Origin of the sequence: Ruegeria sp. TM1040 (genome assembly GCF_000014065.1) — a bacterium.
Classification (GTDB): Bacteria; Pseudomonadota; Alphaproteobacteria; order Rhodobacterales; family Rhodobacteraceae; genus Epibacterium.
Window position 1 is genome coordinate 147,501 of record NC_008044.1, and the last position, 25,530, is coordinate 173,030.

21 protein-coding genes, 1 tRNA gene and 2 rRNA genes (1 of these 24 cut by a window edge) are annotated in these 25,530 nt (G+C 59.1%); 7 read left to right on the plus strand and 17 right to left on the minus strand.

The features are described 5' to 3' along the window. The 3 genes from TM1040_RS04995 to TM1040_RS05005 form a co-directional block, all read left to right on the plus strand. Positions 1-2,655, plus strand: a 23S ribosomal RNA gene (locus tag TM1040_RS04995); it begins 178 nt to the left of the window's first position. A 243-nt stretch (positions 2,656-2,898) separates the two neighbouring features. Further along, positions 2,899-3,013 (plus strand): 5S ribosomal RNA (rrf, locus tag TM1040_RS05000). Positions 3,014-3,064: 51 nt separating this feature from the next. Beyond that, positions 3,065-3,141: transfer RNA gene (locus TM1040_RS05005), tRNA-Met, on the plus strand. A gap of 84 nt (positions 3,142-3,225) precedes the next feature. Here the strand turns inward: TM1040_RS05005 and TM1040_RS05010 are convergent. The 8 genes from TM1040_RS05010 to TM1040_RS05045 form a co-directional block, all read right to left on the minus strand. Continuing rightward, complete coding sequence (locus TM1040_RS05010) at positions 3,226-3,612, minus strand: response regulator (RefSeq protein WP_011537504.1); 387 nt, start codon at positions 3,610-3,612, stop codon at positions 3,226-3,228. After that, the gene (locus tag TM1040_RS05015) at positions 3,603-4,772 is read right to left on the minus strand and encodes a sensor histidine kinase (protein WP_044026642.1); all 1,170 of its coding nucleotides are present in this window, start codon (positions 4,770-4,772) and stop codon (positions 3,603-3,605) included. The genes TM1040_RS05010 and TM1040_RS05015 overlap by 10 nt, the downstream gene beginning before the upstream one ends. A 2-nt stretch (positions 4,773-4,774) precedes the next feature. Beyond that, positions 4,775-5,419, minus strand: coding sequence for a SpoIIE family protein phosphatase (locus TM1040_RS05020; protein ID WP_011537506.1), 645 nt, complete (start codon positions 5,417-5,419; stop codon positions 4,775-4,777). Beyond that, positions 5,404-5,826 (minus strand): anti-sigma regulatory factor, encoded by a 423-nt coding sequence (locus tag TM1040_RS05025; RefSeq protein WP_011537507.1) that lies wholly within the window; start codon positions 5,824-5,826, stop codon positions 5,404-5,406. Before TM1040_RS05025 ends, TM1040_RS05020 begins: the two co-directional genes overlap by 16 nt. After that, positions 5,823-6,179 carry an STAS domain-containing protein gene (locus TM1040_RS05030; protein ID WP_011537508.1) on the minus strand — a complete coding sequence of 119 codons (357 nt, stop codon included), beginning with the start codon at positions 6,177-6,179 and terminating at the stop codon, positions 5,823-5,825. The genes TM1040_RS05025 and TM1040_RS05030 overlap by 4 nt, the downstream gene beginning before the upstream one ends. Before the next feature lie 2 nt (positions 6,180-6,181). Beyond that, positions 6,182-7,078, minus strand: a complete 897-nt coding sequence (locus tag TM1040_RS05035) for a protoglobin domain-containing protein (RefSeq protein WP_011537509.1) — start codon at positions 7,076-7,078, stop codon at positions 6,182-6,184. Between the two features lie 231 nt (positions 7,079-7,309). Next, on the minus strand, positions 7,310-8,734 hold the full coding sequence (locus TM1040_RS05040) for a DUF6880 family protein (RefSeq protein WP_011537510.1): 1,425 nt from the start codon (positions 8,732-8,734) through the stop codon (positions 7,310-7,312). A gap of 100 nt (positions 8,735-8,834) precedes the next feature. Further along, the gene (locus TM1040_RS05045) at positions 8,835-9,146 is read right to left on the minus strand and encodes an ETC complex I subunit (RefSeq protein ID WP_011537511.1); all 312 of its coding nucleotides are present in this window, start codon (positions 9,144-9,146) and stop codon (positions 8,835-8,837) included. A gap of 196 nt (positions 9,147-9,342) precedes the next feature. On the opposite strand from TM1040_RS05045, the gene uvrB reads away from it, so the two are divergent. Then, positions 9,343-11,535: an excinuclease ABC subunit UvrB gene (gene uvrB, locus TM1040_RS05050; protein ID WP_011537512.1), complete on the plus strand. Its 2,193-nt coding sequence runs from the start codon at positions 9,343-9,345 to the stop codon at positions 11,533-11,535. A gap of 21 nt (positions 11,536-11,556) precedes the next feature. Here uvrB and dgt read toward each other — a convergent pair whose 3' ends face one another. Next, positions 11,557-12,924: a dGTP triphosphohydrolase gene (gene dgt / locus TM1040_RS05055; protein ID WP_011537513.1), complete on the minus strand. Its 1,368-nt coding sequence runs from the start codon at positions 12,922-12,924 to the stop codon at positions 11,557-11,559. A gap of 75 nt (positions 12,925-12,999) precedes the next feature. Continuing rightward, positions 13,000-14,040, minus strand: a complete 1,041-nt coding sequence (locus TM1040_RS05060) for an NAD(P)/FAD-dependent oxidoreductase (RefSeq protein WP_011537514.1) — start codon at positions 14,038-14,040, stop codon at positions 13,000-13,002. 58 nt (positions 14,041-14,098) lie between these two features. Between TM1040_RS05060 and mnmD the strand changes: the two genes are divergently transcribed. Beyond that, entirely contained in the window at positions 14,099-14,782 is a 684-nt protein-coding gene (gene mnmD, locus TM1040_RS05065) for a tRNA (5-methylaminomethyl-2-thiouridine)(34)-methyltransferase MnmD (protein ID WP_011537515.1), read from the plus strand. Positions 14,783-14,797: 15 nt separating this feature from the next. Continuing rightward, on the plus strand, positions 14,798-15,673 hold the full coding sequence (locus TM1040_RS05070; protein WP_254658847.1) for a DMT family transporter: 876 nt from the start codon (positions 14,798-14,800) through the stop codon (positions 15,671-15,673). Here the strand turns inward: TM1040_RS05070 and TM1040_RS05075 are convergent. Further along, positions 15,629-17,596, minus strand: a complete 1,968-nt coding sequence (locus TM1040_RS05075; RefSeq protein ID WP_011537517.1) for a lytic transglycosylase domain-containing protein — start codon at positions 17,594-17,596, stop codon at positions 15,629-15,631. The genes TM1040_RS05070 and TM1040_RS05075 overlap by 45 nt on opposite strands. Positions 17,597-17,734: 138 nt before the next feature. Between TM1040_RS05075 and dapA the strand changes: the two genes are divergently transcribed. Further along, complete coding sequence (gene dapA, locus TM1040_RS05080) at positions 17,735-18,607, plus strand: 4-hydroxy-tetrahydrodipicolinate synthase (protein WP_044026643.1); 873 nt, start codon at positions 17,735-17,737, stop codon at positions 18,605-18,607. Positions 18,608-18,707: 100 nt separating this feature from the next. Here dapA and TM1040_RS05085 read toward each other — a convergent pair whose 3' ends face one another. From TM1040_RS05085 to TM1040_RS05110, 6 genes are all read right to left on the minus strand, one after another. Beyond that, entirely contained in the window at positions 18,708-19,586 is an 879-nt protein-coding gene (locus tag TM1040_RS05085) for a sigma-70 family RNA polymerase sigma factor (RefSeq protein WP_011537519.1), read from the minus strand. Continuing rightward, complete coding sequence (locus tag TM1040_RS05090) at positions 19,583-20,044, minus strand: carboxymuconolactone decarboxylase family protein (protein ID WP_011537520.1); 462 nt, start codon at positions 20,042-20,044, stop codon at positions 19,583-19,585. Before TM1040_RS05090 ends, TM1040_RS05085 begins: the two co-directional genes overlap by 4 nt. Before the next feature lie 94 nt (positions 20,045-20,138). After that, positions 20,139-21,176 (minus strand): YeiH family protein, encoded by a 1,038-nt coding sequence (locus tag TM1040_RS05095; protein WP_011537521.1) that lies wholly within the window; start codon positions 21,174-21,176, stop codon positions 20,139-20,141. A 174-nt stretch (positions 21,177-21,350) separates the two neighbouring features. Continuing rightward, positions 21,351-22,115, minus strand: coding sequence for a TSUP family transporter (locus TM1040_RS05100; RefSeq protein ID WP_044026644.1), 765 nt, complete (start codon positions 22,113-22,115; stop codon positions 21,351-21,353). Further along, positions 22,115-23,893 (minus strand): sulfoacetaldehyde acetyltransferase, encoded by a 1,779-nt coding sequence (xsc, locus tag TM1040_RS05105; RefSeq protein WP_011537523.1) that lies wholly within the window; start codon positions 23,891-23,893, stop codon positions 22,115-22,117. Before xsc ends, TM1040_RS05100 begins: the two co-directional genes overlap by 1 nt. Positions 23,894-24,050: 157 nt before the next feature. Next, positions 24,051-25,517, minus strand: a complete 1,467-nt coding sequence (locus tag TM1040_RS05110; protein ID WP_011537524.1) for a PLP-dependent aminotransferase family protein — start codon at positions 25,515-25,517, stop codon at positions 24,051-24,053. Positions 25,518-25,530: the final 13 nt, after the last annotated feature.

The window sequence follows — 25,530 nt, forward strand, 5'->3', positions numbered from 1 at the left end:
CTTAATCAAGTACTTATTACCTGAATACATAGGGTTTTAAGAGCAAACCCGGGGAACTGAAACATCTAAGTACCCGGAGGAAAGGACATCAATAGAGACTTCCCTAGTAGCGGCGAGCGAACGGGAACCAGCCGAGCCTGATGAGTGACTAGAATGTGTTGGGAAGCACAGCCATAGCGGGTGACAGCCCCGTATAGGAAGCTCTGAGGGACGTATTAAGTAGGGCGGGACACGTGAAATCCTGTCTGAAGATCGGAGGACCACCTCCGAAGGCTAAGTACTCCTTACTGACCGATAGCGAACCAGTACCGTGAGGGAAAGGTGAAAAGCACCCCGACGAGGGGAGTGAAACAGTACCTGAAACCGAACGCCTACAATCAGTTGGAGGCTCCTTGCGAGCTGACAGCGTACCTTTTGTATAATGGGTCATCGACTTGGTCTTACGAGCAAGCTTAAGCCGTTAGGTGTAGGCGCAGCGAAAGCGAGTCTTAATAGGGCGCATGAGTTCGTGGGATCAGACCCGAAACCGAGTGATCTAGGCATGACCAGGATGAAGGTGCGGTAACACGCACTGGAGGTCCGAACCCACACCTGTTGAAAAAGGTCGGGATGAGTTGTGCCTAGGGGTGAAAGGCCAATCAAACTCGGAGATAGCTGGTTCTCTGCGAAATCTATTTAGGTAGAGCGTCATCCGAATACCCCGGGGGGTAGAGCACTGGATGGGTAATGGGGCCCCACAGGCTTACTGATCCTAACCAAACTCCGAATACCCGGGAGTACTAGATGGCAGACACACTGCGGATGCTAACGTCCGTAGTGGAGAGGGAAACAACCCTGACCTCCGGCTAAGGCCCCTAATTCATGGCTAAGTGGGAAAGCAGGTGGGATGTCCAAAACAACCAGGAGGTTGGCTTAGAAGCAGCCATCCTTTAAAGATAGCGTAACAGCTCACTGGTCTAAATAAGACGTCCTGCGGCGAAGATGTAACGGGGCTCAAGCCATGAGCCGAAGCCGAGGATGCACATAGTGCATGGTAGCAGAGCGTAGTGTGACATAGAACAGCTCCTCCTTAGACCCCTCGGGGTCATTGGAGGAACAGTTCTTTCGATGAAGCGGGCGCGTGAGCGATCCCGTGGAGAGATCACTAGCGAGAATGATGACATGAGTAGCGACAAAGAGTGTGAGAGACACTCTCGCCGAAAGTCCAAGGGTTCCTGCTTAAAGCTAATCTGAGCAGGGTAAGCCGGCCCCTAAGCCGAGGCCGAAAGGCGTAGGCGATGGGAACCAGGTTAATATTCCTGGGCCAGGAGGATGTGACGGATCATGAAGGTTGTTCGCCCTTATCGGATTGGGCGGGCCGCTGATTGGTCCCTGGAAATAGCCCTCCATCAGACCGTACCCTAAACCGACACAGGTGGACTGGTAGAGAATACCAAGGCGCTTGAGAGAACGATGTTGAAGGAACTCGGCAAAATACCTCCGTAAGTTCGCGAGAAGGAGGCCCGGGTCCTACGCAAGTGGAATCCGGGGGCACAAACCAGGGGGTGGCGACTGTTTATTAAAAACACAGGGCTCTGCGAAGTCGCAAGACGACGTATAGGGTCTGACGCCTGCCCGGTGCCTGAAGGTTAAAAGGAGGGGTGAGAGCTCCGAATTGAAGCCCAGGTAAACGGCGGCCGTAACTATAACGGTCCTAAGGTAGCGAAATTCCTTGTCGGGTAAGTTCCGACCTGCACGAATGGCGTAACGACTTCCCCGCTGTCTCCAACATCGACTCAGCGAAATTGAATTGCCTGTCAAGATGCAGGCTTCCCGCGGTTAGACGGAAAGACCCCGTGCACCTTTACTACAGCTTCGCACTGGCATCAGGATTGTGATGTGCAGGATAGGTGGTAGGCATCGAAGCAGGAACGCTAGTTCCTGTGGAGCCATCCTTGAGATACCACCCTTCGCACTCTTGATGTCTAACCGCGGTCCCTTACCGGGATCCGGGACCCTGCGTGGCGGGTAGTTTGACTGGGGCGGTCGCCTCCTAAAGCGTAACGGAGGCGCGCGAAGGTGGGCTCAGAGCGGTCGGAAATCGCTCGTTGAGTGCAATGGCAAAAGCCTGCCTGACTGCGAGACTGACAAGTCGAGCAGAGACGAAAGTCGGCCATAGTGATCCGGTGGTCCCGAGTGGAAGGGCCATCGCTCAACGGATAAAAGGTACGCCGGGGATAACAGGCTGATACTGCCCAAGAGTCCATATCGACGGCAGTGTTTGGCACCTCGATGTCGGCTCATCTCATCCTGGGGCTGGAGCAGGTCCCAAGGGTACGGCTGTTCGCCGTTTAAAGAGGTACGTGAGCTGGGTTTAGAACGTCGTGAGACAGTTCGGTCCCTATCTGCCGTGGGTGTAGGATACTTGAGAGGAGTTGCCCCTAGTACGAGAGGACCGGGGTGAACGATCCACTGGTGGACCTGTTATCGTGCCAACGGTAGTGCAGGGTAGCTATGATCGGAAAGGATAACCGCTGAAGGCATCTAAGCGGGAAGCCCCCCTCAAAACAAGGTATCCCTGAGGGCCGTGGAAGACCACCACGTCAATAGGCCGGAGATGTAAGCGCAGCAATGCGTTCAGTTGACCGGTACTAATCGCCCGATTGGCTTGATCTGATCCAGTAAAAGACAGCCAAAAACCAAAAAGCAAAAACAAAACTTGGACAACTCGTTGACCCTCATAAAGGGGTCAACACGTTGATGATGAAAATCATCAACACGTTGATAAAACTGAAATGAAGCAGAACATACATGTTCTGTGACATAACTCAGGTGTGGCCACGCGATTTGCCTCCGGCATATCGCTTCCGGCCACCGTCTGAACTCGCTTCGCGAGTGCAGCTTTGGGTTCTTATTCGGTTTGGTGGCCAAAGCACAAGCGAAACACCCGGTCCCTTCCCGAACCCGGAAGTTAAGCGCTGTTGCGCCGATGGTACTGCATCTTAAGGTGTGGGAGAGTAGGGCACCGCCAAACCTAATAAGAACCCAAATAAATCCTCTCTAAACAAAAAAACAAAACAAACAACGCGGGATGGAGCAGCCAGGTAGCTCGTCAGGCTCATAACCTGAAGGTCGTAGGTTCAAATCCTACTCCCGCAACCAAATCAAATACATGATTACAACAAACTAAACCTCGCATCCGCGGGGAAAATCGCGTTCGAGAAAACGAAAAACAACGCACAAGGGTCACGAGAACTCGGAAACAAGTTGGTCCAGCATATCTCGTCCCAAGGGCTTCGACAGAAACCAGCCGACTGACGCAAATGACTCAGCCTTGCGTGCATCCGCGGGATTGCTTGACGTCGTCAAAAGAGCAACTTTGACTGGCGGTTGCGCCTGGCTCAACTTCTCATCGACAATCTCCAGGAACTCAAAGCCGTTCATTCGGGGCATGTTGATGTCCAGAAGAATAAGCTCCGGTAGCCTGTCACACCGCTCAAGCTCCTCAATCGCCGACTCGGCATAAGAGTAGAGTTCGAGCGAATTGACCTTGCCAGAGCGCTCGACCACACGCTGAAGCATCTTGCGGTCCAACATGTCGTCGTCGATTGCATAGATCTTGGTTAATGCCATGTATCAACCTCCTCGCTTTCGATAGAGAAGCTGAATATAGTCCCTTGCCCCTCGACGGATTCGACTTCGATGTCACTGTTATGATTATTTGCCACGCGTTTACATAATGCTAACCCAATGCCGGATCCTTCAAAATCGCTGTAAGTGTGAAGCCTTGTGAACAGGTTAAAAATCCGGGCATGGCAGTCTGGTGGCATGCCGATGCCGTTGTCGGCAATCGAAATCAAAACCCGGCCAGTCTCTGCGGTGGGTCCCGCTGAGATCTCGACCCTTAAGGGGCGAGAGGCATCGCGGTAGGTCAGTGCGTTTGATAGGAAATTTCGCAGCATGATAGCCAGTTGAAACGCGCTTCCGCGCACGACCGGGAGATGGGAGCATGAGATATCGGCTTGTGCTTCGTCGATCGCGTGGCGCATGTCAGACAGGGCGTCTTGGCACAGTTGGCTCATGTCGACCAATTCCCGTTCAAGCGTGTTTCCAACGACTTGCGAGTATTGCAATACATCATCGATCAGACGCTTCATGCGCTCTGCTGTCAGCGATGCATCCGATACGAGGTCTGCGCATTCGGATTCGCTGTCTGGTGGCAGTTCCTCTCGGATAGCATCAAGAAGCATGCCTATCGTGTTGATCGGAGATTTGAGGTCATGAGACAGCGCGTAGGAAAACTCTGATGTCTCCTTGTTGGTCTGGAGGAGCAAGCGATTGGACTGCTCCAGCTCCTCCGCCCTCTCTCGCAACTCTGCGGTGCGTTGGCGAACTTGAATGTCGAGGTCGCTGCGTTGTCGAGACAGCTCAAAGGTGGCGGCGCGCAGATCTTCCTCTATGCGCCGTCGCTCTGTGACTTCTTCTTTGAGGCGCGCAACATTGTTTTGGTACCCATGGATGGCCATATCGAACACTGAGACCCCTTCGAGATAAAAGTCCAATGCGCGTTCATAAAGATTGTTCCCCGGACCGGATTGCTCGAGAAGCTTGAAAAATGCTGCATGATGGAGACACGCAAAAACTGCGAGGGTCATGCTGGCAGCAAGACCTTCCCGGGCAAAGGCATATGCTTCGATCAAAGCCTCCTCGGAGCCGGTGTTGCAATATGTCACAAAAGCGGTTTCGTATTGTTCGGCCCAGGCCTCTGTGACCTCACTCTCGAGCATCGACATTGTCATGTCCCCTCCTGTGTCCAGGAGAAGGTCGCCAACGTCCGATCATCATTGTCACGGCCGAAGTCATTGAAGCAGCTATCGGCAAACTCACGCGGGGCTTGGTCATTGGGGTGTCTTTCACGAAACTTGCGAGAAACGCCATCGGTACAAAGTGCGAGCATGGACGTGGGCGGCCATGCATGTTGTTGCGGTGTGATTCCGGTGAAATAGTGACCGAGGGTGCCACCCCGCTGCATCATGCTGATCGTACGACTGCTGGTGGGTTCGGTGGGATAGATACAGCCCTCAATGTCGCCGACAGCGGCCCATTCCAGAAAGCCCTGGCCCAAGAAAAACTTGACCAGGCCCAGAGCAGCGCCGCGCGTACTGGTAAGCTGCGTGTGACAGGTTTCAAACAATGACGGCAAATCCATGTCATCCGACGCGGCAAGGATCCGGAGGCATGCGCTGGAGGCGTCATGCGCCAACTGACCACTCCCAACGCCATCGGCCAACGCAAAGAGCAGCGTGTCCTCGTCGCGTTTTAACAGGTAGCCGTCCCCATTCAATGCGCCATCGGTTTTGGTGGCCTGCGCGATGCACCAATGCAAAGACGCGGCCCTGGTCGTGGCATGAATCACGCCATCGGTCAGATGCGAAGCCATTTTACCGCCGTCACCGTAACACCGTCTCCGGGCGCGGATTGCAGCTGAAATTCGTCGACAATCCGTTTTGTCCCCGGCAAGCCCAAGCCGAGACTATTACCCGTAGAAAAGCCATCAATCATGGCGGACTCTATGTCCGCAATACCCGGTCCCTCGTCATGAGCCACAACCTGAATGCCCACGTACCCTGGCTTTTGAAGTTTTCCGAGCTCGATCCCTCCCTTTCCGGCATAGTTTACGATGTTGCGCGCCAACTCGGATATCGCGGTGGCGATGAGCGCCTGATCGGGGCGCGAAAACCCCATCTCAGCCGCCATCTTGCGCCCATTGCTGCGCGCGGTGACCACGTCGCGATCATCCTCGATCTCCAACTGAACCAGGTCAGTTTCGGTGAGAATGGCGTTCATGGTCTGGCTTTCAGAAGTTCGATGCCATGGTCGAGATCAAGTGCTGTTGGCACGCCTTCTAGCGACAGGCCCAGGAGAACCATGGCCATGGCCACTTCGGGCTGAATGCCAACAATGACCATTTGGGCTCCTCTCAAGCGGACCGCTGCCGCGATTTCGGACAGTGTTCTTGTTCCAAAGCTATCGAGGACGTCAAGCAAGCTGACATCGACGATAACGTTTCGCGCCTTCTTGGCGGCGACCTCATCCAGAATACGGGCCTGCAGATCAAGGATCTCACTATCTGACAACTCCTCCTGGATCGAGGCGATGAGCAACTCTCCTTGACTGAGGATCGGGACACGCAATGCCATCTTTAGCCGTCCAAAAGCGCTTCTGCCGTTTCGATCCCACGCTGAAGGTCGCCGGCTGGGTTCAGGGTTTCACCGGTGACGCCGAGCTTCACGAGGGATTGAGCGACATCCGAACTTATGCCCGTCAGGACGGAATGTGCGCCCATCAGGCGGGCAGCGCCCATGGATTGAATCAGGTGGTTTGCAACAGCGCTGTCGACGGCGGGGACGCCCGTTATGTCGAGCACCACCGCGCGAGCGCCGACCTTGCTGATTTCGTCCAGCATGCGAGACGTCAGTAGTCTGGCACGGTGGCTGTCGAGGGTACCGACGACCGGCACCAGAAGAAGGCCCTCGCGCATCTTGAGCACCGGTACCGGCAGTTCGCTGATTTCCCGTTCCCGATCCTCAATGGTCTGTTCCCGAGCCTTGGCAAAGGCCTCAATTGTCAAAGACTTGTGGCACGCTGCAATCCTGTGAAGCGACAAAAAGATCTCAATCGCTTCATCTTTGTTTTTTGCTTCCCTTTTTACGATGTCACAAATCCTATCGTAAAAATAGGAATAAGCGCCCATGTAAAAACTTGGGGAAACGCCAAATCGCTCGTTGAAAATGCCAGCATTCTTTCGCGTTTGGAAATAATCTTCGCCCAATCCGGCGTCCATAAGCTCAAGGAAGTGCCTTTTTTGCTCTTCTTTTATGAGCTCAAGGCTGTTTTTGTCCTGTATTTTCAACGCCGAATGATCAAAGCCGCCAGCGCGTTCATAAAAGTCGTTGATAATCTCATCAATATTATCGCGCACGAGAGGTTCGAGCGCAGATACGCGGGTGCGATCTTCAGCCGATACATCAAACCAGCCAAATGCATCATTCATTCCAGTGGTGTCTTCGGAAATCGTGGACGAAATAATCTGTGACATACAGCGACCTCATATCGTTGCCCCAATATTATGAAGTGTTCCTTATATTTGAGTAAACGACTCTTGAGGATGCTATTCAATCAATAGTTGTTTGATGCGGCGTGGATTTTCTGAATGAGCTTTTGGAGAGACTGTTTTTAAATGGCAGACTGTACCGCGATGACACTGCCCTGACGCATGCGGCGGGCAGTGGGGCGCAGCATGCATAACCTTCTATGAGGCTGGGCGTATCTAACTCAGCCGCCCCCAAAAGCCCGATTTGCGCGCATGTGCTTTTTGCAAGTCGCGCAGATACGCGCCATGGGGCGGGTGGCCCCTGTAATCTGAAATCTGGGCGTCCTCCGTTTCACAGGCGGTCAGTTGACGCGCCGCATGGCGATAGCGCGCAGCGCGCGCCTCGGAGAGCGTGTCATCAATCATCGCGCGCCACAGAAGCACCGCCGGCAGGGGGAACTCCGCACGAAGCGCTTCGGCAAGCGGCGCAAGGCACGTAAAGGTCTCGCCATCGATCTCAGGATGGCGTGCCAGGATCAGTTCTGAGGCCAAGCTGAGATCGGGGGCATCAAGGCAATAGCCCAGGGCGACTTCGATGGGAGCAAAGGTGAGTACATGTTGACGTGCCTGCTCTGCGGCTTCGATGTCGTCAAAATCGGGCAGGCGCTTCAGGTATTGCCGCAACGCGCGGGGGCAGAGCCGTCTCTCGAACCGGGCCCAAAGGGCAGACCTCAGATCCTCCTGCCGCCCCAGCGCCTCAAGGCAGGCAAAATGCGCGTCGTCCAGATCCGCTTTGTCGTGCCAGAGATCACCATTTGGCAAAGCCTGTTCGATGAGAGCCAGTGCTTCCTCCGCACGCCCCGCATCGAGCAATCGCGCGCTTGCTTCGGGTGCAATCGCATCTTGCGTGAGCTCCTCGGGTGCATAATGCGAGAGCCAGGCGTCCACATCGCCTCTCAGGTCAGCAATATCCAGCAAAAGCATCTCGCTGGCACGGTCGCGCGCGTTGCGCGCGCGGTCTTCGCGCTGTTGCGGATCGGTGATATAACCAAACAACAAGAGATCCGCGTCCGACAGAGGGGCTTCTCGTGCGCGCTCGGCGAGGGTCTCCAACCGCGCCAGTCCACTTCCTCCCAAAGCTTCTGCAAGCGCCTCTACGGTTGTATCAAACACGCCGTATGAATCTGTTGAGACAGCCTCGAAAATATCATCAGCCAAGGCAACAGGGTCACGGGTAAGCGACGACGAGAGACGCGTGACTGCCGCCATTGCCTCCTGCATGACGTTGGCAATCACGCCCTGACTATCGTCGGTGCGATCAAGGATATCATTCGCCAAGTGTAGCTGCGCCCACAGAAGATCAAACGCGAGGTCCGGCGCGTGCGGTGCAATCCTGGCTTCGATCAGTTGGGTGTGGTTCGCAAGTTCCTTGGCGAGGGTCTTTTGTGTCTTGCGCGAGATAAAACTGCGCGCCCGCCGGATCGAGGCAAAGCGTTTGCGCACATCGGCGGCAACCGTTTCGGGACCTTGATTGGCGGCGAGGGCCATCCGCACGCGCCTCTGCCGCGCTGCGTCTCCTTTGACGCTCTCTAGCAGAAGATCCGCGAGCATCTCGGCTCCCAGTGCTACAAGGTTGTTTTTATTCAATGTTTTGCCAGCCATGCGGACCCCACCTCCAGATATGGAAAAAGCGCCCGTGGGGCGCTTTGTTGTTTGGATCTGACGGCACCTCAAGAAGGAGCGTGCTCTGTCTTTGAGGGACTTAGTGCGTCCAAGGGCCGCGTCTATTGGTGGCGAAGTTTTCTCCGTAACCACCTGCCCGCAGATTAGGCTTGCGGGTCTTGGGCTCGTGTACTTCAACTTCGATGCCGTGGTCATCGGCGTATTCCAGTGCCTCTTCCTTGGTATCGAATTTGAGACGCACCTGGCTCTGGGTGTCGGAGGACGACGTCCAGCCCATCAGCGGATCCACCTCGCGCGCATCCGCAGGGGCGTATTCCAGCACCCATTTCCGCGTCTTGGCCATACCAGAGGTCATGGCGTTTCGAGCTGGCCGGTAAATCCGCGCACGCATGGCTGTCTCCTCAAGAAGATTCCTTTGCATCTATATGCGACGGATGATGGGGCGCGGCAAGGTCGCAAATATCGCTCATTTAACAGAGGTTGTATGTCGGCCACCCTGCCGGGAGAAGCAGGGATGTTTGACTTGTCCCTTGAAGTGGAACAAAAACGGACCAAACTCTGTCTGCGTGCCCGACAAGGAGTCGCCGATGCCTTACGCTCATTCCGACAAGACCCTGCCGATGATGGCCGATCGCGCCCCGGAGCGGCGCGAGAAGCTCGAAGGTGGGAAGAAATTCGTCATGCAGACGGCCTTTTCTCCGGCAGGCGACCAGCCCACCGCAATTGCCGAATTGAGCCAGGGTGTGCTCGATGGAGAGCGCGATCAGGTATTGCTTGGGGCGACTGGCACCGGCAAGACCTTCACCATGGCCAAGGTGATTGAGGAAACCCAGCGCCCCGCCATCATCCTTGCGCCCAACAAAACGCTGGCAGCGCAGCTTTACGGTGAGTTCAAAGGGTTCTTTCCTGACAACGCGGTCGAGTATTTCGTCTCATTCTACGATTACTATCAGCCCGAGGCCTATGTGCCACGTTCGGACACCTACATCGAGAAAGAAAGCCAGATCAACGAGCAGATAGACCGGATGCGGCATTCGGCTACGCGGGCCCTGCTGGAGCGCGACGATGTGATCATCATCGCCTCGGTGTCCTGTATCTACGGTATCGGTTCGGTGGAGACCTATTCCGCGATGACGCAGGATCTGATTGTCGGGCAGGACTATGACCAGCGCCAGATCATGGCGGATCTGGTGGCGCAGCAGTACAAACGCAACGATCAGGCGTTTCAACGTGGCGCGTTCCGGGTGCGCGGCGACACGCTGGAGATTTTCCCCGCTCACCTTGAGGACCGGGCTTGGAAGCTGTCGTTTTTTGGCGAGGAACTGGAGTCGATCACCGAGTTTGACCCGCTCACCGGCGAGCGTACCGGGAGCTTTGAGAAAATCCGCGTCTACGCGAATTCGCACTATGTGACACCAAAGCCGACGCTCAATCAGGCGGTGATTTCGATCAAGAACGAGCTGCGCCAGCGGCTCGACAATCTGGTGAGCGAAGGCAAGCTTCTGGAAGCGCAGCGGCTGGAGCAGAGGACCAATTTCGACATCGAGATGCTGGAGGCCACCGGGCATTGCAATGGGATCGAGAACTACTCGCGCTATCTGACGGGACGCGCGCCGGGAGAGCCACCGCCAACCCTGTTTGAATTCATCCCCGACAACGCCATCGTGTTTGCGGACGAGAGCCACGTCTCCGTGCCGCAGATTGGCGGCATGTACAAAGGCGACCACCGCCGCAAGATGACGCTCGCAGAGCATGGTTTCCGTTTGCCGTCCTGCATGGACAACCGGCCTTTGAAGTTCGAAGAATGGGACGCGATGCGCCCGCAGTCGGTCTTTGTATCGGCCACGCCTGCCGCATGGGAAATGGAGCAATCCGGCGGCGTGTTTGCGGAGCAAGTCATCCGACCAACCGGCCTACTCGATCCAGAGGTCGAGATCCGTCCGGTGGGGATGCAGGTGGATGACCTCCTCGATGAAATCCGCGATGTCACCGCGCGGGGATACCGGACGCTGGCCACAGTTTTGACCAAACGCATGGCAGAAGATCTCACAGAGTATCTGCACGAACAGGGTATCAAGGTGCGCTATATGCACTCGGATATCGACACCATCGAGCGCATCGAGATCCTGCGCGATCTCCGGCTTGGGGCCTTTGACGTTCTTGTGGGGATCAACCTGCTGCGCGAGGGGCTCGATATTCCCGAGTGTGGATTGGTGGCCATTCTGGATGCGGACAAGGAGGGCTTCCTGCGCTCTGAAACCTCGCTCATCCAGACCATCGGTCGGGCGGCGCGAAACTCCGAGGGCAAGGTCATCATGTACGCGGATCGTATCACCGGCTCGATGGAGCGCGCGATCGCTGAAACCAACCGCCGTCGTGAAAAGCAGATCGCCTACAACGAAGAACACGGTATCACGCCGGAGACGGTGAAGAAGAATGTCGATGACGTTCTGGCCGGGCTCTATGAGGGCGACACGGACATGTCCCGGGTCACCGCCACCATCGACAAACCCTTGCATGGTGCCAATTTCGAGGCTCATCTTGATGGTCTGCGCGAGCAGATGCGCAAGGCGGCAGAGAACCTCGAATTCGAGGAAGCCGCACGCCTGCGCGATGAGGTCAAGCGTTTGGAGGCGGTGGATCTGGCGATTGCGGACGACCCGCTGGCGCGCCAGTCTGCTGTCGAAGCCGCCGCCGAAGAAGCGACCCGCACGCGCGGTCGCTCCACCGCGGGCAAGGCCGGACAGCGTGGCGGCAACGTAAAGCGCCGGGGGCGGTAACGCCCCCGCAGGACCGTTGGATCAGCTTGGCACCTGACCGGTGATCATGTCGCGCACGCGGATCGCGTAGCGGTCGGTCATGCCGGAAACAAAATCGGTCAGCGCATGGGCGGCCGTGTAGTCGTCCGTTACGCCGCGCAGGTCGAGATCGACAGCGCGCACGAGCTGGGTCCAGTAGCCATGTTCCTTGAGCAAGCGCTGCGCATCCCAGTCGCAGGCCTTTAGGGCCACAAACAACGCGTGGAATTCGTCGAGGATCGTGAAGATCACTTTGCGTCCCACCACTTCGAGCGCAGTTTTACGCTGGGCGGTGAAAATGCGCGCGTTTGAGATCTCTTTCAGCCGGGCAAAGGTGGCAGCCTTGCTCGACACTTCCATCAGCCCATCATTGAAGGTGCCGTCCATGATGGCATCGTAGTGTTCAAGAAACGCCTCAACCGCGCTGTCGATGGCAGCGCCAATCGCCATCGCGCGCTGCATGCCGGTGCGCTCGCGCAGGGTCATTTCTGGCTCGGGCGAGCGGTTGGGCTTGCCGGTGATCTCTTCGAGGATTTCAGAAACCACCTCGCCGCCTAGATCGCCCACGGTCGCCGCGTCTTCGAGGTCGAGAATGCGATAGCATATGTCATCTGCCGCCTCGACCAAGAACGCCAGCGGGTGGCGGCGCCACCACCGCTCGCCAGAAGGGGTGCGTTCCTGGGGCAGGCCAAGGGCGCTTGCGACTTCGGCGAAAAGCGCTTCTTCGCCGGCAAAGCAGCCGAACTTCTTGAGGCCCACATAGGTGTCCTGCGCATCGGCGGCGGCACTGGCGGTGCAGGGGTATTTCGCAAATGCACCGAGCGTTGCATATGAGAGCCGCATGCCCCCCTCGCGCCGCGCCATTTCCAGCCGGGACACGATCCGAAAGCCCTGAGCGTTGCCTTCAAAGGCCTCAAATTCAGCGCGATGCTCGGGCGCGATGCCCGCGGCGATGCCGATCCCTGTGCCATTGTTGGCGGCAAATTGCTGCGCAAACCACGCACCGATGCTGGCTTCGCCGGAATGCCCAAAGGGCGGATTGCCAATGTCATGTACCAGACAGGCCGCCTGCACCGTGCCCGCCATCACATGCTGCAGCCCGTCCTCGAGCCGGCCATCGGCCACGAGCGCCTCGCCGACCTGAATTCCAAGGGAGCGCCCGACCGAGGAGGTCTCCATTGAGTGGATCATCCGGTGGTGGACGTGATCATGGTCATAGAGCGGATGGACCTGCGTTTTCTGCGCCAGACGGCGGAACGGCTCTGAGAACAAGATGCGGTCGTAGTCCTGCAAATAGGCGGGACGGTTGGGTTTGTCGGCATAGTCCGGGCGACACAGCCGTCTTGGGTTCAGCAGTTGTGTCCATTCCATCCGTGATCTCTCCTGCGCCGTAGGTTTGGGTCTAGAAACCCGCATGTGGTGGAAATTGCAACCGATCCCGTGGGATCAGAAATTGTCCGAAACGCGAAAGCCCTCGGGGATGGTGTCATTTCCATCAAGGAGCAGCTCCGCCATGACCTCGGCGACCTTTGGCGCCATTCCAAAACCGATCTTGAAGCCGCCATTGGCAATGAAATGACCGACGCGGCCCGGATATTCGCCCAGCATTGGGGCGCGCGTGCGGGCGCGTGGACGTACCCCGGCCCAGCGTTCCAGCACTTTGGCTCCCGCCAGTTGCGGCATGGCAGCAATCGCCCGAGAGATCACCTGATCTAGCTGAGCGTCTGGCTCGTCGGGGTGAAGAAACTCGCGCTCGCTGGTCGATCCAATGGCAAGGGTTCCATCCGCATGTGGGATGATATGCAACCCGTCGGCATAAAGCTGGGGCACGTCGCCCGCGTCATAGGCCAAAAGCGCGGCCTGGCCCTTGACGCCTGTGCCCACAAGGCGCGGCGACAGGGCATTCAGATCCAGTAGCCCCTGATAGCCGGTGGCATGGACAACCTGTCCCTCGTCGCGCCCATCGCCTTCGACCTCTATGCCGCCTGCACGCAGAGCGGCGACCAATGCGGCGCAGGCACGGCGGGGATGCATGCGCGCAGAGAGCGTGTCGTGGATCACCATGCCGGTCGGGCTTGGCGGGCACCATGCAGCAAAATCCGTCGTGGGGCGCACCTCCCAGATGGCGTTGTCCTGCCAGAGCTCGGCAGCGGTTTCACGGCGTGCATGAGCCAGTTCCAGCGCGCGGTCATCGCTGATCGGTTGCAATCGGCCCAGTCGCCCATACCCGGCAGAGATGCCGCCCGTCGCTTCAACTTCGGCCCAGAACCCTTCGGCCATCAACAGACTTTCAAGCTGAAAGGCTTTCTTCGGGTTCCAGTTTTCCGGCACATGCGGCGCGAGCGCTCCAACGAGTCCGCCGCTTGAGCCTGCACCGGGGCCCGCAGGGTCGATCACCTGCACCCGTGCGCCACGCCGGTGGCAGGCCCAAGCAATCGAGAGCCCAAAGATCCCAGCGCCGCGCACGGTGATTTCAGCAGTTGCCATTTCCATGACCTTTCGTCAGGTTCGCCCTCGTGTCATGTCCCACCTAAAGGAATTCGCGATGGCAGACCAGCAGGCACGGCTGAGCTGGCGAGAAGGCGATCTGCCTGTCTCCGATCAGTTCGACGATCCTTATTTCTCGCTGCAAAACGGACTTCTGGAGACAGAGCACGTCTTTCTGGCGGGCAATGACCTGCCCGCACGCTTTGGGCCGGGGTTTCATATCGCGGAACTTGGCTTTGGCACCGGGCTCAATATGCTGGCCGCCTGGCGCGCCTGGGAAGAAAGCGGACAAGACACGCCGCTGCACTTCACCAGCTTTGAGGCCTTCCCGATGACGCCAAGCGATATGGCGCGCGCGCTCGAGGCTTTTCCTGCCGTATCCCCCTGGGCAGACCGGTTTTTGGCAAAATGGTCCGGCGGCGGGCGTTGCGATCTGGGCAGTTTGCAGCTCAACGTGATCCTCGGAGATGCGCGCGAGGCGCTGCCTGTATGGTCAGGTGCGGCGAATGCCTGGTTTCTGGACGGGTTTGCGCCCGCCAAGAACCCGGAGCTCTGGCAAGAGGATCTTATGCAAGCTGTCGCCGACCACACCGCGGCGGGTGGGACCGCTGCAACCTATACTGCCGCAGGGTTCGTCCGTCGCGGCTTGGAGACGGCCGGTTTCACGGTTGAGCGCAGCCCCGGTTTTGGCCGCAAGCGGCATATGACACGCGCGGTACTGACCCCCGCAGCAGAGGACTGACCCATGGATCAACTCATGGCTAAGAACGATACCAGAATGGGCATTCTACTGATGATCGGCGCGACGATCATTTTTGCCCTGCAAGACGGGATCTCGCGCCACCTGGCCAGCGAGTACAACGTCTTTATGGTCATCACCATCCGCTACTGGTTCTTTGCGGCCTTTGTGATCACGCTGGCGCTGCGCCAGACCGGGAGCATCCGCGCGGCAGCGCAGACCAGCCAGAGGTGGGTGCAGATCTTTCGTGCCTTCGTACTGGTCGCGGAGATATGCGTGATGGTGCTGGCCTTTACGGTGCTCGGTCTTGTGGAGAGCCATGCGGTGTTCGTCTGTTACCCGCTTCTGATTGCCGCGCTGTCTGGTCCCATCCTGGGCGAGCAGGTGGGCTGGCGGCGCTGGGCAGCGATCGGTGTGGGCTTCATCGGGGTTCTGATTATCCTGCAACCGGGCTCTGGCGTGTTCCAGATTGCCGCGCTTATTCCGCTTTTGGCGGCCTTGATGTTTGCCCTTTATGGCTTGCTCACCCGCTATGTGGCGCGCCGGGACACCACTGCGACAAGCTTCTTTTACACGGGCGTCTACGGCATGCTTTTTGTAACGCCCCTGGGGGTGTGGTGGTGGGAGCCGATGACGGCTGCGGACTGGGGCTGGATGGCGACACTCTGTGTGACCGGAGCGCTCGGGCACTGGCTCTTGATCAAATGTTACGAGATGGCCGAAGCCAGCGCTGTGCAGCCCTTTGCGTACATGCAGCTCCCTTGGGCTGCGATGATCGGGCTGTTGGTCTTTGGCGAGGATATGCGCACCAATGTGATCATCGGTGCTGCCATCGTCGTCGCCGCAGGTCTATTCACCTTTTGGCGCGAAAGCCTGAAGCGTGCGGCCCGATAGTTCGCGTGAGAAGGGCACGGGCAGAGGCGCTTCTCCAAGCCGCGCTCGATAAACCGGCAGGCTCTCGGTCACGCGCATGACGTAATTGCGGGTTTCATTAAAGGGGATGTGCTCGATCCAGTCGATCACATCGACCTTTGGATCACGGGGATCACCATAGCGTTCCATCCAGGCGATCGGACGGTGCGGCCCCGCGTTGTAGCCCGCCGCCATCAGGACCACGTTGCCGTCGAATTCCTTGGCCAGCGCCGCAAGGTAGGTGGCGCCCAGCTTTGCGTTATATTGCCAGTCCGAGGTGAGGCGCGCGACCGCGTGCTCCTCCAGAATGCCGAGGCCCTTGGCGACCAGTTCTGCGGTGCCGGGCATCACTTGCATCAACCCGCGCGCGCCCGCATGGCTTACGACCACAGGGTCAAATTCGCTCTCGCGGCGGGCAATCGCCAGAACCATCTCGGGCGCCATGGGGAGGTCGAGGTCGGTAACCGGATGCAGCGGGTAATAGGCACCCGCAAGCTCCAATCCGTCCTGAGCAGCTCGCTTGGAGATCATCACGGCCAGATGCGGCAGTTTCATGTCGACAGCCATCTGCCCCAGTTGCAACGCCTGATCCGGGGGGAGGCTTTCCACGAGATGAGTGAGGAACCGCTCTGCAAGCGACACCTCACCGGCCTCCAGCAAGGCAATGCCTGCGGCATAGACTGAGGACTGCAAAAATGGGGCGTTGCGCCAGTTCGGGGCCTCTGGACGGGTCAGGCGCGGATCGAAGCTGCGCCCAAGCGCCTGGGCAGAGAACAGCCCGTAATAGGAGCTTTGATATTTCGCCCCCAGCCGATAGGCCGCGTGAGCCTTGTCGATCTCACCGAGCTGCGCATAGGCCCGCCCGAGCCAATATCCGGCACGGCCCACGGAGATCGGGCTTTCAACCGCGGCAAGGAAACGCGTGAAATGATAGACGGCAAGTTCCGCATCGTCGAGCTTGCGCAACGCGACATAGCCCGCAATCCATTCGTTGTCGGCGTAGCCATAGCCAGCATCGGGCGTGGCAAAGTGATAGGCCGCGAGCTTATAGGCGCGGGTATTGTCATTGTCGCGCATCAGCTGACGCGCGAAATCCGCACGTCTGCGCAGCCATTTTGCCGGCTCCCCCAGCGCCTCGGCAGAGGTGGAGCGTTCAAACATCATGGCAATCGCATCATCCTGGCGTCGCTTTGCGTCGCGCCAGGCGAAACGGTCATAGGCCAGCCCTGCATCGTCCTTGAGCGCATCCGGCACTGCAGCAATTGCCGCGTCTACGCCGTTGGCCTGCTCCTGCAAGGCAATGCGCGCTTCCGCCAGTTTGCGCGCACCATCGCTCACAAGCTCCAGCATCCGACGCGAGGACACTTTGTGCCCGTCCCAAAGCAAACGGCTGAGGCGTGCTTCGTGGTGTGCGGCCAAAAGGGTTTTGTGTCGCGCTAGATAGGCGTCGTGGACCTCCTGCGGCATCGCCATGCTACGCCAAGCGCGCACGATTTCTGCCTGGCCTTCGCCTGTGCGCCCGGCCTCGATCAGCGCTTCCCCGAGGCTGAGCGCGCCTTCGGCGGTCTGGGCCGAGGGCATATCGCGATAAAACGCGAGGATGGCGGAGTGTCCGGCCTTGGCAAGAGTCTCTTCGCTCTGGCGGCGCAGATAGTCCATGCCGGGCCAGTCGGGACGGCGGTCGATGAAGGACAATACATCGCGTGCCGTGCCTTCACCCGCGCGCAGGCGATGCCACTCGATGATGTCACGCTGGATCGAGCCTTCGCTTCCTGCATCGATCAGCGCCTCCTGCCATTGTCCGTCGCGCATCAGGGGCAGGGCGGTGTCCAGCCCGCGCGCTAGGGCGGGCGCGCCAAAAAGGGTCGCGCAAATCAGCAATGAGCAGGCGAGTCTGCGTGTCATCTCTTGCATTTTCCAGCAATCCGGGGATAGAGGCTGTGACGATAGTGCGAATGTCGCGGGGTGCAACTCAATTTCCCGCCAGCGCGCGCGTCCGGGCAAGGAATTGCCCGCATGAAAACCACTAACTGGAGCGTTCCCATGTTCAAAGGCTCTATGCCAGCCCTCGTCACCCCGTTTCGCAATGGTGAGTTGGATCTGGACACGCTCAAACACTTGGTGGAATGGCATATTGCGGAAGGGTCTACCGGTCTGGTGCCGGTTGGAACCACCGGTGAAAGCCCGACCCTGACCCACGAAGAGCACGAACTGGTCATCAAAGTGGTGGTCGAAACCGCCGCAGGCCGCGTGCCCGTGATTGCGGGCGCCGGGTCCAACAACACAGTCGAGGCGATTCGCTTTGTGGAGTATGCGCACCGCGTGGGGGCAGATGCCGCCCTCGTTGTGACGCCTTATTACAACAAGCCCACGCAGCGGGGTATGATCGCCCATTTCAGCGCGCTGCACGACTGCGCCGACATCCCGATCATCATCTACAACATCCCGCCGCGTTCGGTTGTCGACATGTCCCCTGCCACGATGGGTGAGCTGGCCAAGCTGCCGCGCATCATCGGCGTGAAGGACGCAACCGGCAAGCTCGAGCGTGTCAGCCAGCAACGGGCGTCCTGTGGCGCTGACTTCATCCAGCTCTCGGGCGAAGATGCAACCGCGCTTGGCTTTAACGCGCACGGTGGCGTCGGCTGCATCTCGGTGACAGCCAACGTTGCTCCCAAGCTCTGCGCCGAGTTCCAGGCGGCGACGCTTGCGGGTGACTACAAAAAGGCTCTGGACTACCAGGACCGCCTGATGCCGCTGCATGAGGCGATCTTTATCGAGCCGGGTCTTGTGGGTGCAAAATACGGCATGTCCAAACTGGGTCTCTGCACCGAAGAGGTGCGCTCTCCGCTCACGGGACTCGAAGACAGCACCAAGGCCAAGATCGACGCAGCCATGGCCCACGCAGGCCTGCTCTGACGACACTGGTCAGTTTTTGATTGCAGCAGCCCCGGTTCTTCCGGGGCTGTTTTGTTTTGCGGATGAGTTTTGCCGGGAGCGCCGCCCGGGACGCATCTGATTACAGCACGGCGGCCAGATGCGCGGTCTTTTCTGGGTTGCGGATCACATAGACCTTGGCGATCCGCCCGTCGCGGATTTCCAGTGCGGTCGCTTGAACCAGCCCTTCTGGCTCTTGGCTGAGGATCGCGGGCAGGCCGTTCAGCATCGCAAACCGCCAGCGCGGCGGCAGATGTGCGCCGTATTTGCGTGCAAGCCCTTCGGCAAGGCGCATCACCTTGTCGCGTCCGTAAATCGGGTTGAGCGCCGCCATGGCCTTGCCGCCCCCGTCACTGACCAATTCCACATCCTGCGCCAGAAGCTGCGTCAACGCCGCCATGTCGCCGGTCTTTGAGGCACGAAAGAAGGCCTCGGTCAGGGCCCGGCTCTCTTCGGGGGCAACCTGGCTGCGCGGGCGTTCGGATTGCACATGACGTCTTGCGCGCGATACCAGTTGGCGGCACGCAGATGGGCTGCGGTCGAGGGCACTCGCTACCTCGTCATGGCTGTTGCCAAAGACGTCATGCAGCAAGAACGCGGCCCGTTCGAGCGGGGTCAGACGTTCAAGCGCCAGCAAAAGCGCCACCGAGACATCATGATCGATCAGCTCTGCGGGATCTTCGGTCAGCAGCGGTTCGGGCAGCCAGGCCCCCGTGTAAGTCTCGCGTTTGACACGCGCCGATTTCAACTGGTCGAGACAGAGCCGTGTGACCACCCGCACGAGATAGCCGGTTGGGTCGCGCACCTCGCCTCGTGGTGCCGATTGCCAGCGCAAATACGCGTCCTGCAGGATGTCTTCTGCATCGGCGACACTGCCCAACATGCGATAGGCGACCGCGAAAAGACGCGGCCGCACCGAAAGGAACGCATCGGTTCCGGTATTCTCTGTGCCGTGGTTCACGCAGCAGAGGCCTCCTTGGCGGCAGGGTGGGGGGTGCGAAAACCAATTGCAATGCGGTTCCAGGCATTGATCGCCCCAATCAAGAGCGTCAGTGCGACCTGCTCGCGGGGGCTGAACGCCTTGGCGACCAGTTCATAGTCGGCGTCAGGGGCGGCCGTATCGGCAACCAGAGTTAGTGCCTCGGTCCAGGCCAAGGCTGCGCGTTCGCGAGGGGTATAGAGCGTGCTTTCACGCCATGCAGGCAACAGATGCATCCGGTCCTCGCTCTCACCCGCGTTGCGCGCGTCATGGGTGTGCATGTGGATGCAGAACGCGCACGCGTTGATTTGCGAGGCGCGCAGTTTCACCAGCTCGATCAGGCTGAACTCGAGGCCCGAGGTCTTCAGCAGCTCTTCTTGCTGCATCATCGGCTTGAAGAGATCGCCAGCGGCGGCGAATTGGTCGAGACGTTGTGTCATGGTCCAGTTCCTTTTCTGTCTTGGGGACTGACAACAGGACGCACGAGGGGGATGATCTGTGACAGGGGAGTGCAATTTTTTGCAAAAAATCTGATCAGGTCAGCAACAGGATGCCCAGAAGGATCAGCCCGGCGATGAATACCGTTTCGGTCACCAAGAGCCCGATGGCTGCGCCGCCCACCGAGAGCACCTGTTTGAGGTTGCTTTTCATGCCGACGGCGGCAATCGCGATCAGCAAGAGCCACCGCGAACAGGCGCTTAGAAAATCTGCAACAACAGGCGGGATCAGCGCCAGCGAATTGAGTGCGGCGAGCGCGATAAAGCCGATGACAAATCCCGGCAGGAGCGGAGGTTGGCGCCCTTCGGCGGAGGTCTCGATACGGGCGCGGATGAAGAGCGAGGCCACAAGCACCACAGGCGCCAGCATGGAGACGCGGATCAGTTTTACCAAAGTTGCGGTGTCTCCGGTCTCCTCCGAGATGGAAAAACCGGCCCCGACCACTTGGGCTACGTCATGAATGGTCCCGCCGAGGAAGACCCCGGCCTGAATGTGGTCAAACTGCAGGCTGCCCGCAAGGATCGGATAGAGGATCATGGCGATGGTCGACAGGACTGTGACCCCCATCACGGTGAAAATCAGCCGCTGCTCCGAGGATTTATCGCGCGGTAGGATCGCAGCAATTGCCATTGCCGCAGAGGCACCACAGATCGCAACCGAGCCCGCCGTCAGGAGTGCAAACCGCCACTCCTGACCGAAGAAGCGCGCAACCCAGAGGCCAAAGAAGATGGTCGCGACTACGCCGCCCGCGGTGAGAAAGATCAAGGGCAGTCCCAGTCCGGCGAGCACCATCATCGAGACCCGCACGCCCAAAAGCGCGACCCCGAGGCGCAGGAGGGTTCGCGCAGAAAACGCGACTCCCGGCACCGTGCGCCCCTCTTCGCCCAGAAAACTGACGGCAATCCCGAGGAGCAGCGCCATAAGCATTGCAGGCGTTGCGTAGTGTTCGGCCAAAAACTGCGCCGTGGCGGCAACGATAAAAGAGACGGCAACGCCCGGAAACAAGACCTTTGCCCTGCTGCGCAGGCGCGCAATCGAGAGGGGCAGGCGAGGGGACGGGGAGGTTTCAGGCACGGCGACCTCATCAGCTTGGGTGGTCAGGGACAGATGGTGCGGAGGCGATCCAGGCCCTGCTGCGCGCCGTGACAGGACCATAGCGCCCAATGTCCCTGCAGGAGTGGTACGCCTGTTCCTGCAACTTGGAAAGAGAGGAACATTTGTTTTTTGCGGGTCAGGGCACGGGCCGTGTCAGAACATCGCCCGTATCAGGCTGATGGTTGCAAGCGTCGCCAGAAGGATCACGACCTTTTGGCGAAAACCATCGGGTCGCGCATTGGCAAAGCCCCTGCTGCCGCACCACACGCCCAGGGCGAGTATCGGAAAGGCCATGACGGCGGCCCAAGCGGTTTCGGAGGTCACAAGCCCATGCGCCGACATCGTCGGCAAAGCCATGAGGTCAATTCCCGTCAGGAAGATGATCATGGTCGCTCGAAAAGCGGCCGGCGGCATGGCTTGCGCGGATAAAAAGGCGGCTGTCGGCAGGCCACCAACGCCTGCGGCATTGGCGGTCCCAGAAAGAATACCGACCCCAGCGTGCCCGAGGGCACCAATGGGGCGACGCAGTTGCCAGCCGCTCAGCAAGATGAGGCTCAGCAGCAAGATAAGCGCCGAGACCACCATCCGCGCATGCGTGGGCTCGAGCCGGGCCATCAAGGCGACAGCCGGGATCACCGCGATTGCGGCCCCTACCAGCAACGCAATCGCGCGGTGCCAGTCGATATGCGCCCGGATGCCACGCGCCTGAAACGCGGTCATGGCGATCTCGCAGGTGAAGACCACCGGAATGAGCGGCAGTGGATTGGTGACCATCGAGGCGATCACGATAAAGATCGCCGAGAAGCCAAAGCCCGAATAGCCGCGAATGACGGCCGCGAAAAACAGGGCAGCTGCCAGAAACAGCCCCTGCATCGCCGTGAGCGCAAAGGGCAAATCCACCAGCATCTCCGGCCCCATCAGGCGCGCGCCTGTGGACGCATGTCTGCGGCCGAGATCCCGGCAATCGCCACCGGCTTTTTCATGGCGTCGCGGCGAAAGGGCTCTCCCAGCTCCTGATTGATCAGGGCTTCGATCAGCGTGGTGATGCCTCGGCCCTGATCCTCGATCGCGTGGCGCAACGTCGCGGTCAGCTCTTCCATGGTGCGCGCGACAACGCCTTTCAGGCCGCAGGCTTGTGCAATCCCCGCATAAGAGACCTTGGTGTCGAGTTCTGTGCCCACGAAATTGTCGTCAAACCAGAGCGTCGAGTTGCGTTTTTCGGCACCCCATTGGTAGTTGCGAAACACCACCTGCGTAATTGCGGGCCACTCTGCGCGTCCAATAGCGGTCAGCTCGTTTACCGAGATGCCAAACGCACCGTCTCCGGCAAAGCCCACGACCGGGGTCTCGGGGCAGCCGATCTTGGCGCCCATGATCGCTGGCAAACCATACCCGCATGGGCCAAACAGCCCCGGGGCAAGATATTTGCGGCCTGCTTCGAAGGTGGGATAGGCGTTGCCGATGGCGCAGTTGTTACCAATGTCGGACGAAATGATGGCGTCTGAGGGGAGTGCGGACTGTATCGCGCGCCAGGCCATGCGTGGGCTCATCCAGTCGGGTTTTGCGGACCGCGCGCGGGCGTTCCAGGTGGTGCCGGGGTCGTCGTCTTCATGGTCCATCGCGGCAAGCTGCTGCGCCCAGCGGGATTTTGTTGCTGCGATATGGGCCTTGCGTGCGGAGCGCCCGGCATCTCCGGCGTCCTCTGAGAGCTGTTGCAGAATGCCATCGGCCACTTTGGCCGCGTCCCCCACAATCCCCACACGCACCGGTTTCGTCAGCCCGATCCGATCTGGGTTGATGTCCACCTGAATGATATCGGCTTCCGTTGGCCAATAGTCGATCCCATAGCCGGGCAGAGTGGAAAAAGGGTTGAGTCGGGTGCCGAGGCAAAGCACGACATCGGCATCGCGGATCAGCTCCATCGCCGCTTTAGAGCCATTGTACCCCAAGGGACCCACAAAAAGAGGATGCGTGCCGGGAAAGGCGTCATTGTGCTGATAGCCAACGCATACCGGCGCATCGAGCCGCTCCGCCAGCGCCATGGAGGCGGCGATACCCCCGCCAGAGAGCACCACGCCTGCGCCATTGAGGATCACCGGATTTTGGGCCTCAGAGAGGAGCGAGGCGGCTTCTGAGACGGCCTGCGCCCCTCCTGCAGGACGTTCGAACGTGAGGATTTCGGGGAGGGCGATATCGATGACCTGAGTCCACATGTCGCGAGGAATGTTGATCTGCGCCGGGGCCGAGGCGCGTTTCGCGTTGCAGATCACGCGATTCAGAACTTCCGCAACGCGGCTCGGGTCGCGAACCTCTTCTTGATAGGCCACCATATCCTCGAACAGTTTCATCTGTTCGACCTCCTGAAAGCCCCCTTGGCCGATGGTCTTGTTGGCAGCCTGTGGCGTCACCAGCAGCAGTGGCGTGTGGTTCCAATAGGCGGTTTTTACGGCGGTGACGAAGTTGGTGATGCCCGGGCCGTTCTGCGCAATCATCATCGACATGTTGCCCGTCACCCGCGTGTAGCCATCGGCCATCATCCCGGCGGAGCCCTCATGCGCGCAGTCCCAGAACGTGATCCCAGCCTTGGGAAACAGATCTGAAATCGGCATCATCGCGGAACCGATAATGCCAAACGCATGCTCGATACCATGCATTTGCAGTGTTTTTACAAAGGCTTCTTCGGTGGTCATGCGCATGGTTGGCTCTCCCGATTGCGGCGTGGCGAGACGCGCATTCGCGGCGCGCCATGCCTTGGTTTATGCAGGCTTGCGCGAAGGGGTTAGGGCCAGTTGTATGGTGCGGTAGTGCCAGAAGCGGTAGATGCTAGTCGGACCACCTTGTATGGCTCGCGCATCAGGACTGGCTATCCCGGATCGCCTCGGCCACATGTGCGATGCCTTGCGGGATGCGCTCTGAGGCGATCGACGAATATCCGAGCCGGTAGAAGTTGTGCCGCCGAGTGTCTCGCGCAAAAAAGGGCGCGCCGGGTTCGATCAACACACCTTTTTCGCGCAGCTTCAGGCCCACCTGCCCCATGTTGACCTGATCAGGGGCCTGCATCCAGAGAGAGGATCCCCCGTATAGGCTGCGATTGGCGGGGCACAATCCTTCGGCCTCGACCGCGCGCTCCAGTACGGCGCGGCGCTCTTGCAGGACTTTGGCGGTGCGCCGGATTTGCGCGTCGTAGTGACCAAGAGACAGGAAATAGGCAACGGTGCGCTGCACATGGCCCGGCGGATGGCGCAAGACATTGGCCCTGAGTGCGCGCGCCTGTCGGATGAAGGGCTCCGACCCCACCAGATACCCCAACCGCAACCCCGGAAAGAGCGATTTGGAGAAGCTGCCCAGATAGATCACCCGCCCATCGCGGTCGATGGATTTGAGCGCAGGCGAGGGCTGATTGCGAAAGGACATCTCGAATTCATAGTCGTCCTCCACTACCACCGCACCGATTTCAGTGGCGCGCGACAACAGCGCCTTGCGGCGCGCCATTGGCATTGTCGCGGTGGTCGGACTCTGATGGCTCGGAGTGGTGAAAATCACATCGGTGTTGGTTGCGATCTGTGCTGGCGGCAACCCGTCCTCATCCACCGCGATCACATCCAGATCGCAGCCTGTATGACTGAGTTGGTCACGCAGCGTGTAATAGCTCGGGTCTTCAATGGCGGCCTTGCGGCCGGGCTGCAACAACAGCTGCACCACGGTCCAGAGCGCGTTTTGTGCACCCAGCGTGATCAGGATTTCCTCGGGCCGGGCAATCACCCCTCGGCGCGGCAGCGTGTTGCGGGCGATATATTCGATCAAGAGCGGGTCATCCTGATCAAAGTAATCGCCGGTCATCGCAGCAAAGTCCTTTTGCCCGAGCGCCCGGAGCGCGCAGAGGCGCCAGTTGGCGTGATCAAACAGGGTGGCATCCGCCTGCCCGTAGATGAAGGGATAGCGATAGTTGCGCCAGTCACGCGGTTTGGGGGGGCTGTCGCCGCCGGTGAAATCCTGAGTGATGGCGCGGTTCCAATCGACGCTGTCCGCTTCTTTTTGAATAGGCGAGAAAGAGGGCGGCACCGGCGCGGTCTGGGAGACGAAATATCCCGACCGTCCGCGAGCGCTCAGATAGTCATTTGCCACAAGTTCCGTATAGGCCAGCGTCACGGTGATGCGGCTCACCCCGAGATGCTGCGCCAATTTGCGTGATGAGGGCAGTTTTTCACCCGCGCGAAACCGCCCCGAGAGAATGCCAGCGGCAATCATCTCCTGGATCTGGGCCTGTAACGTGCCCTGCGCATCGGTATTGAGAAAAAACGTTTCGACGGAAATGGCCATGCCGCGACCCTAG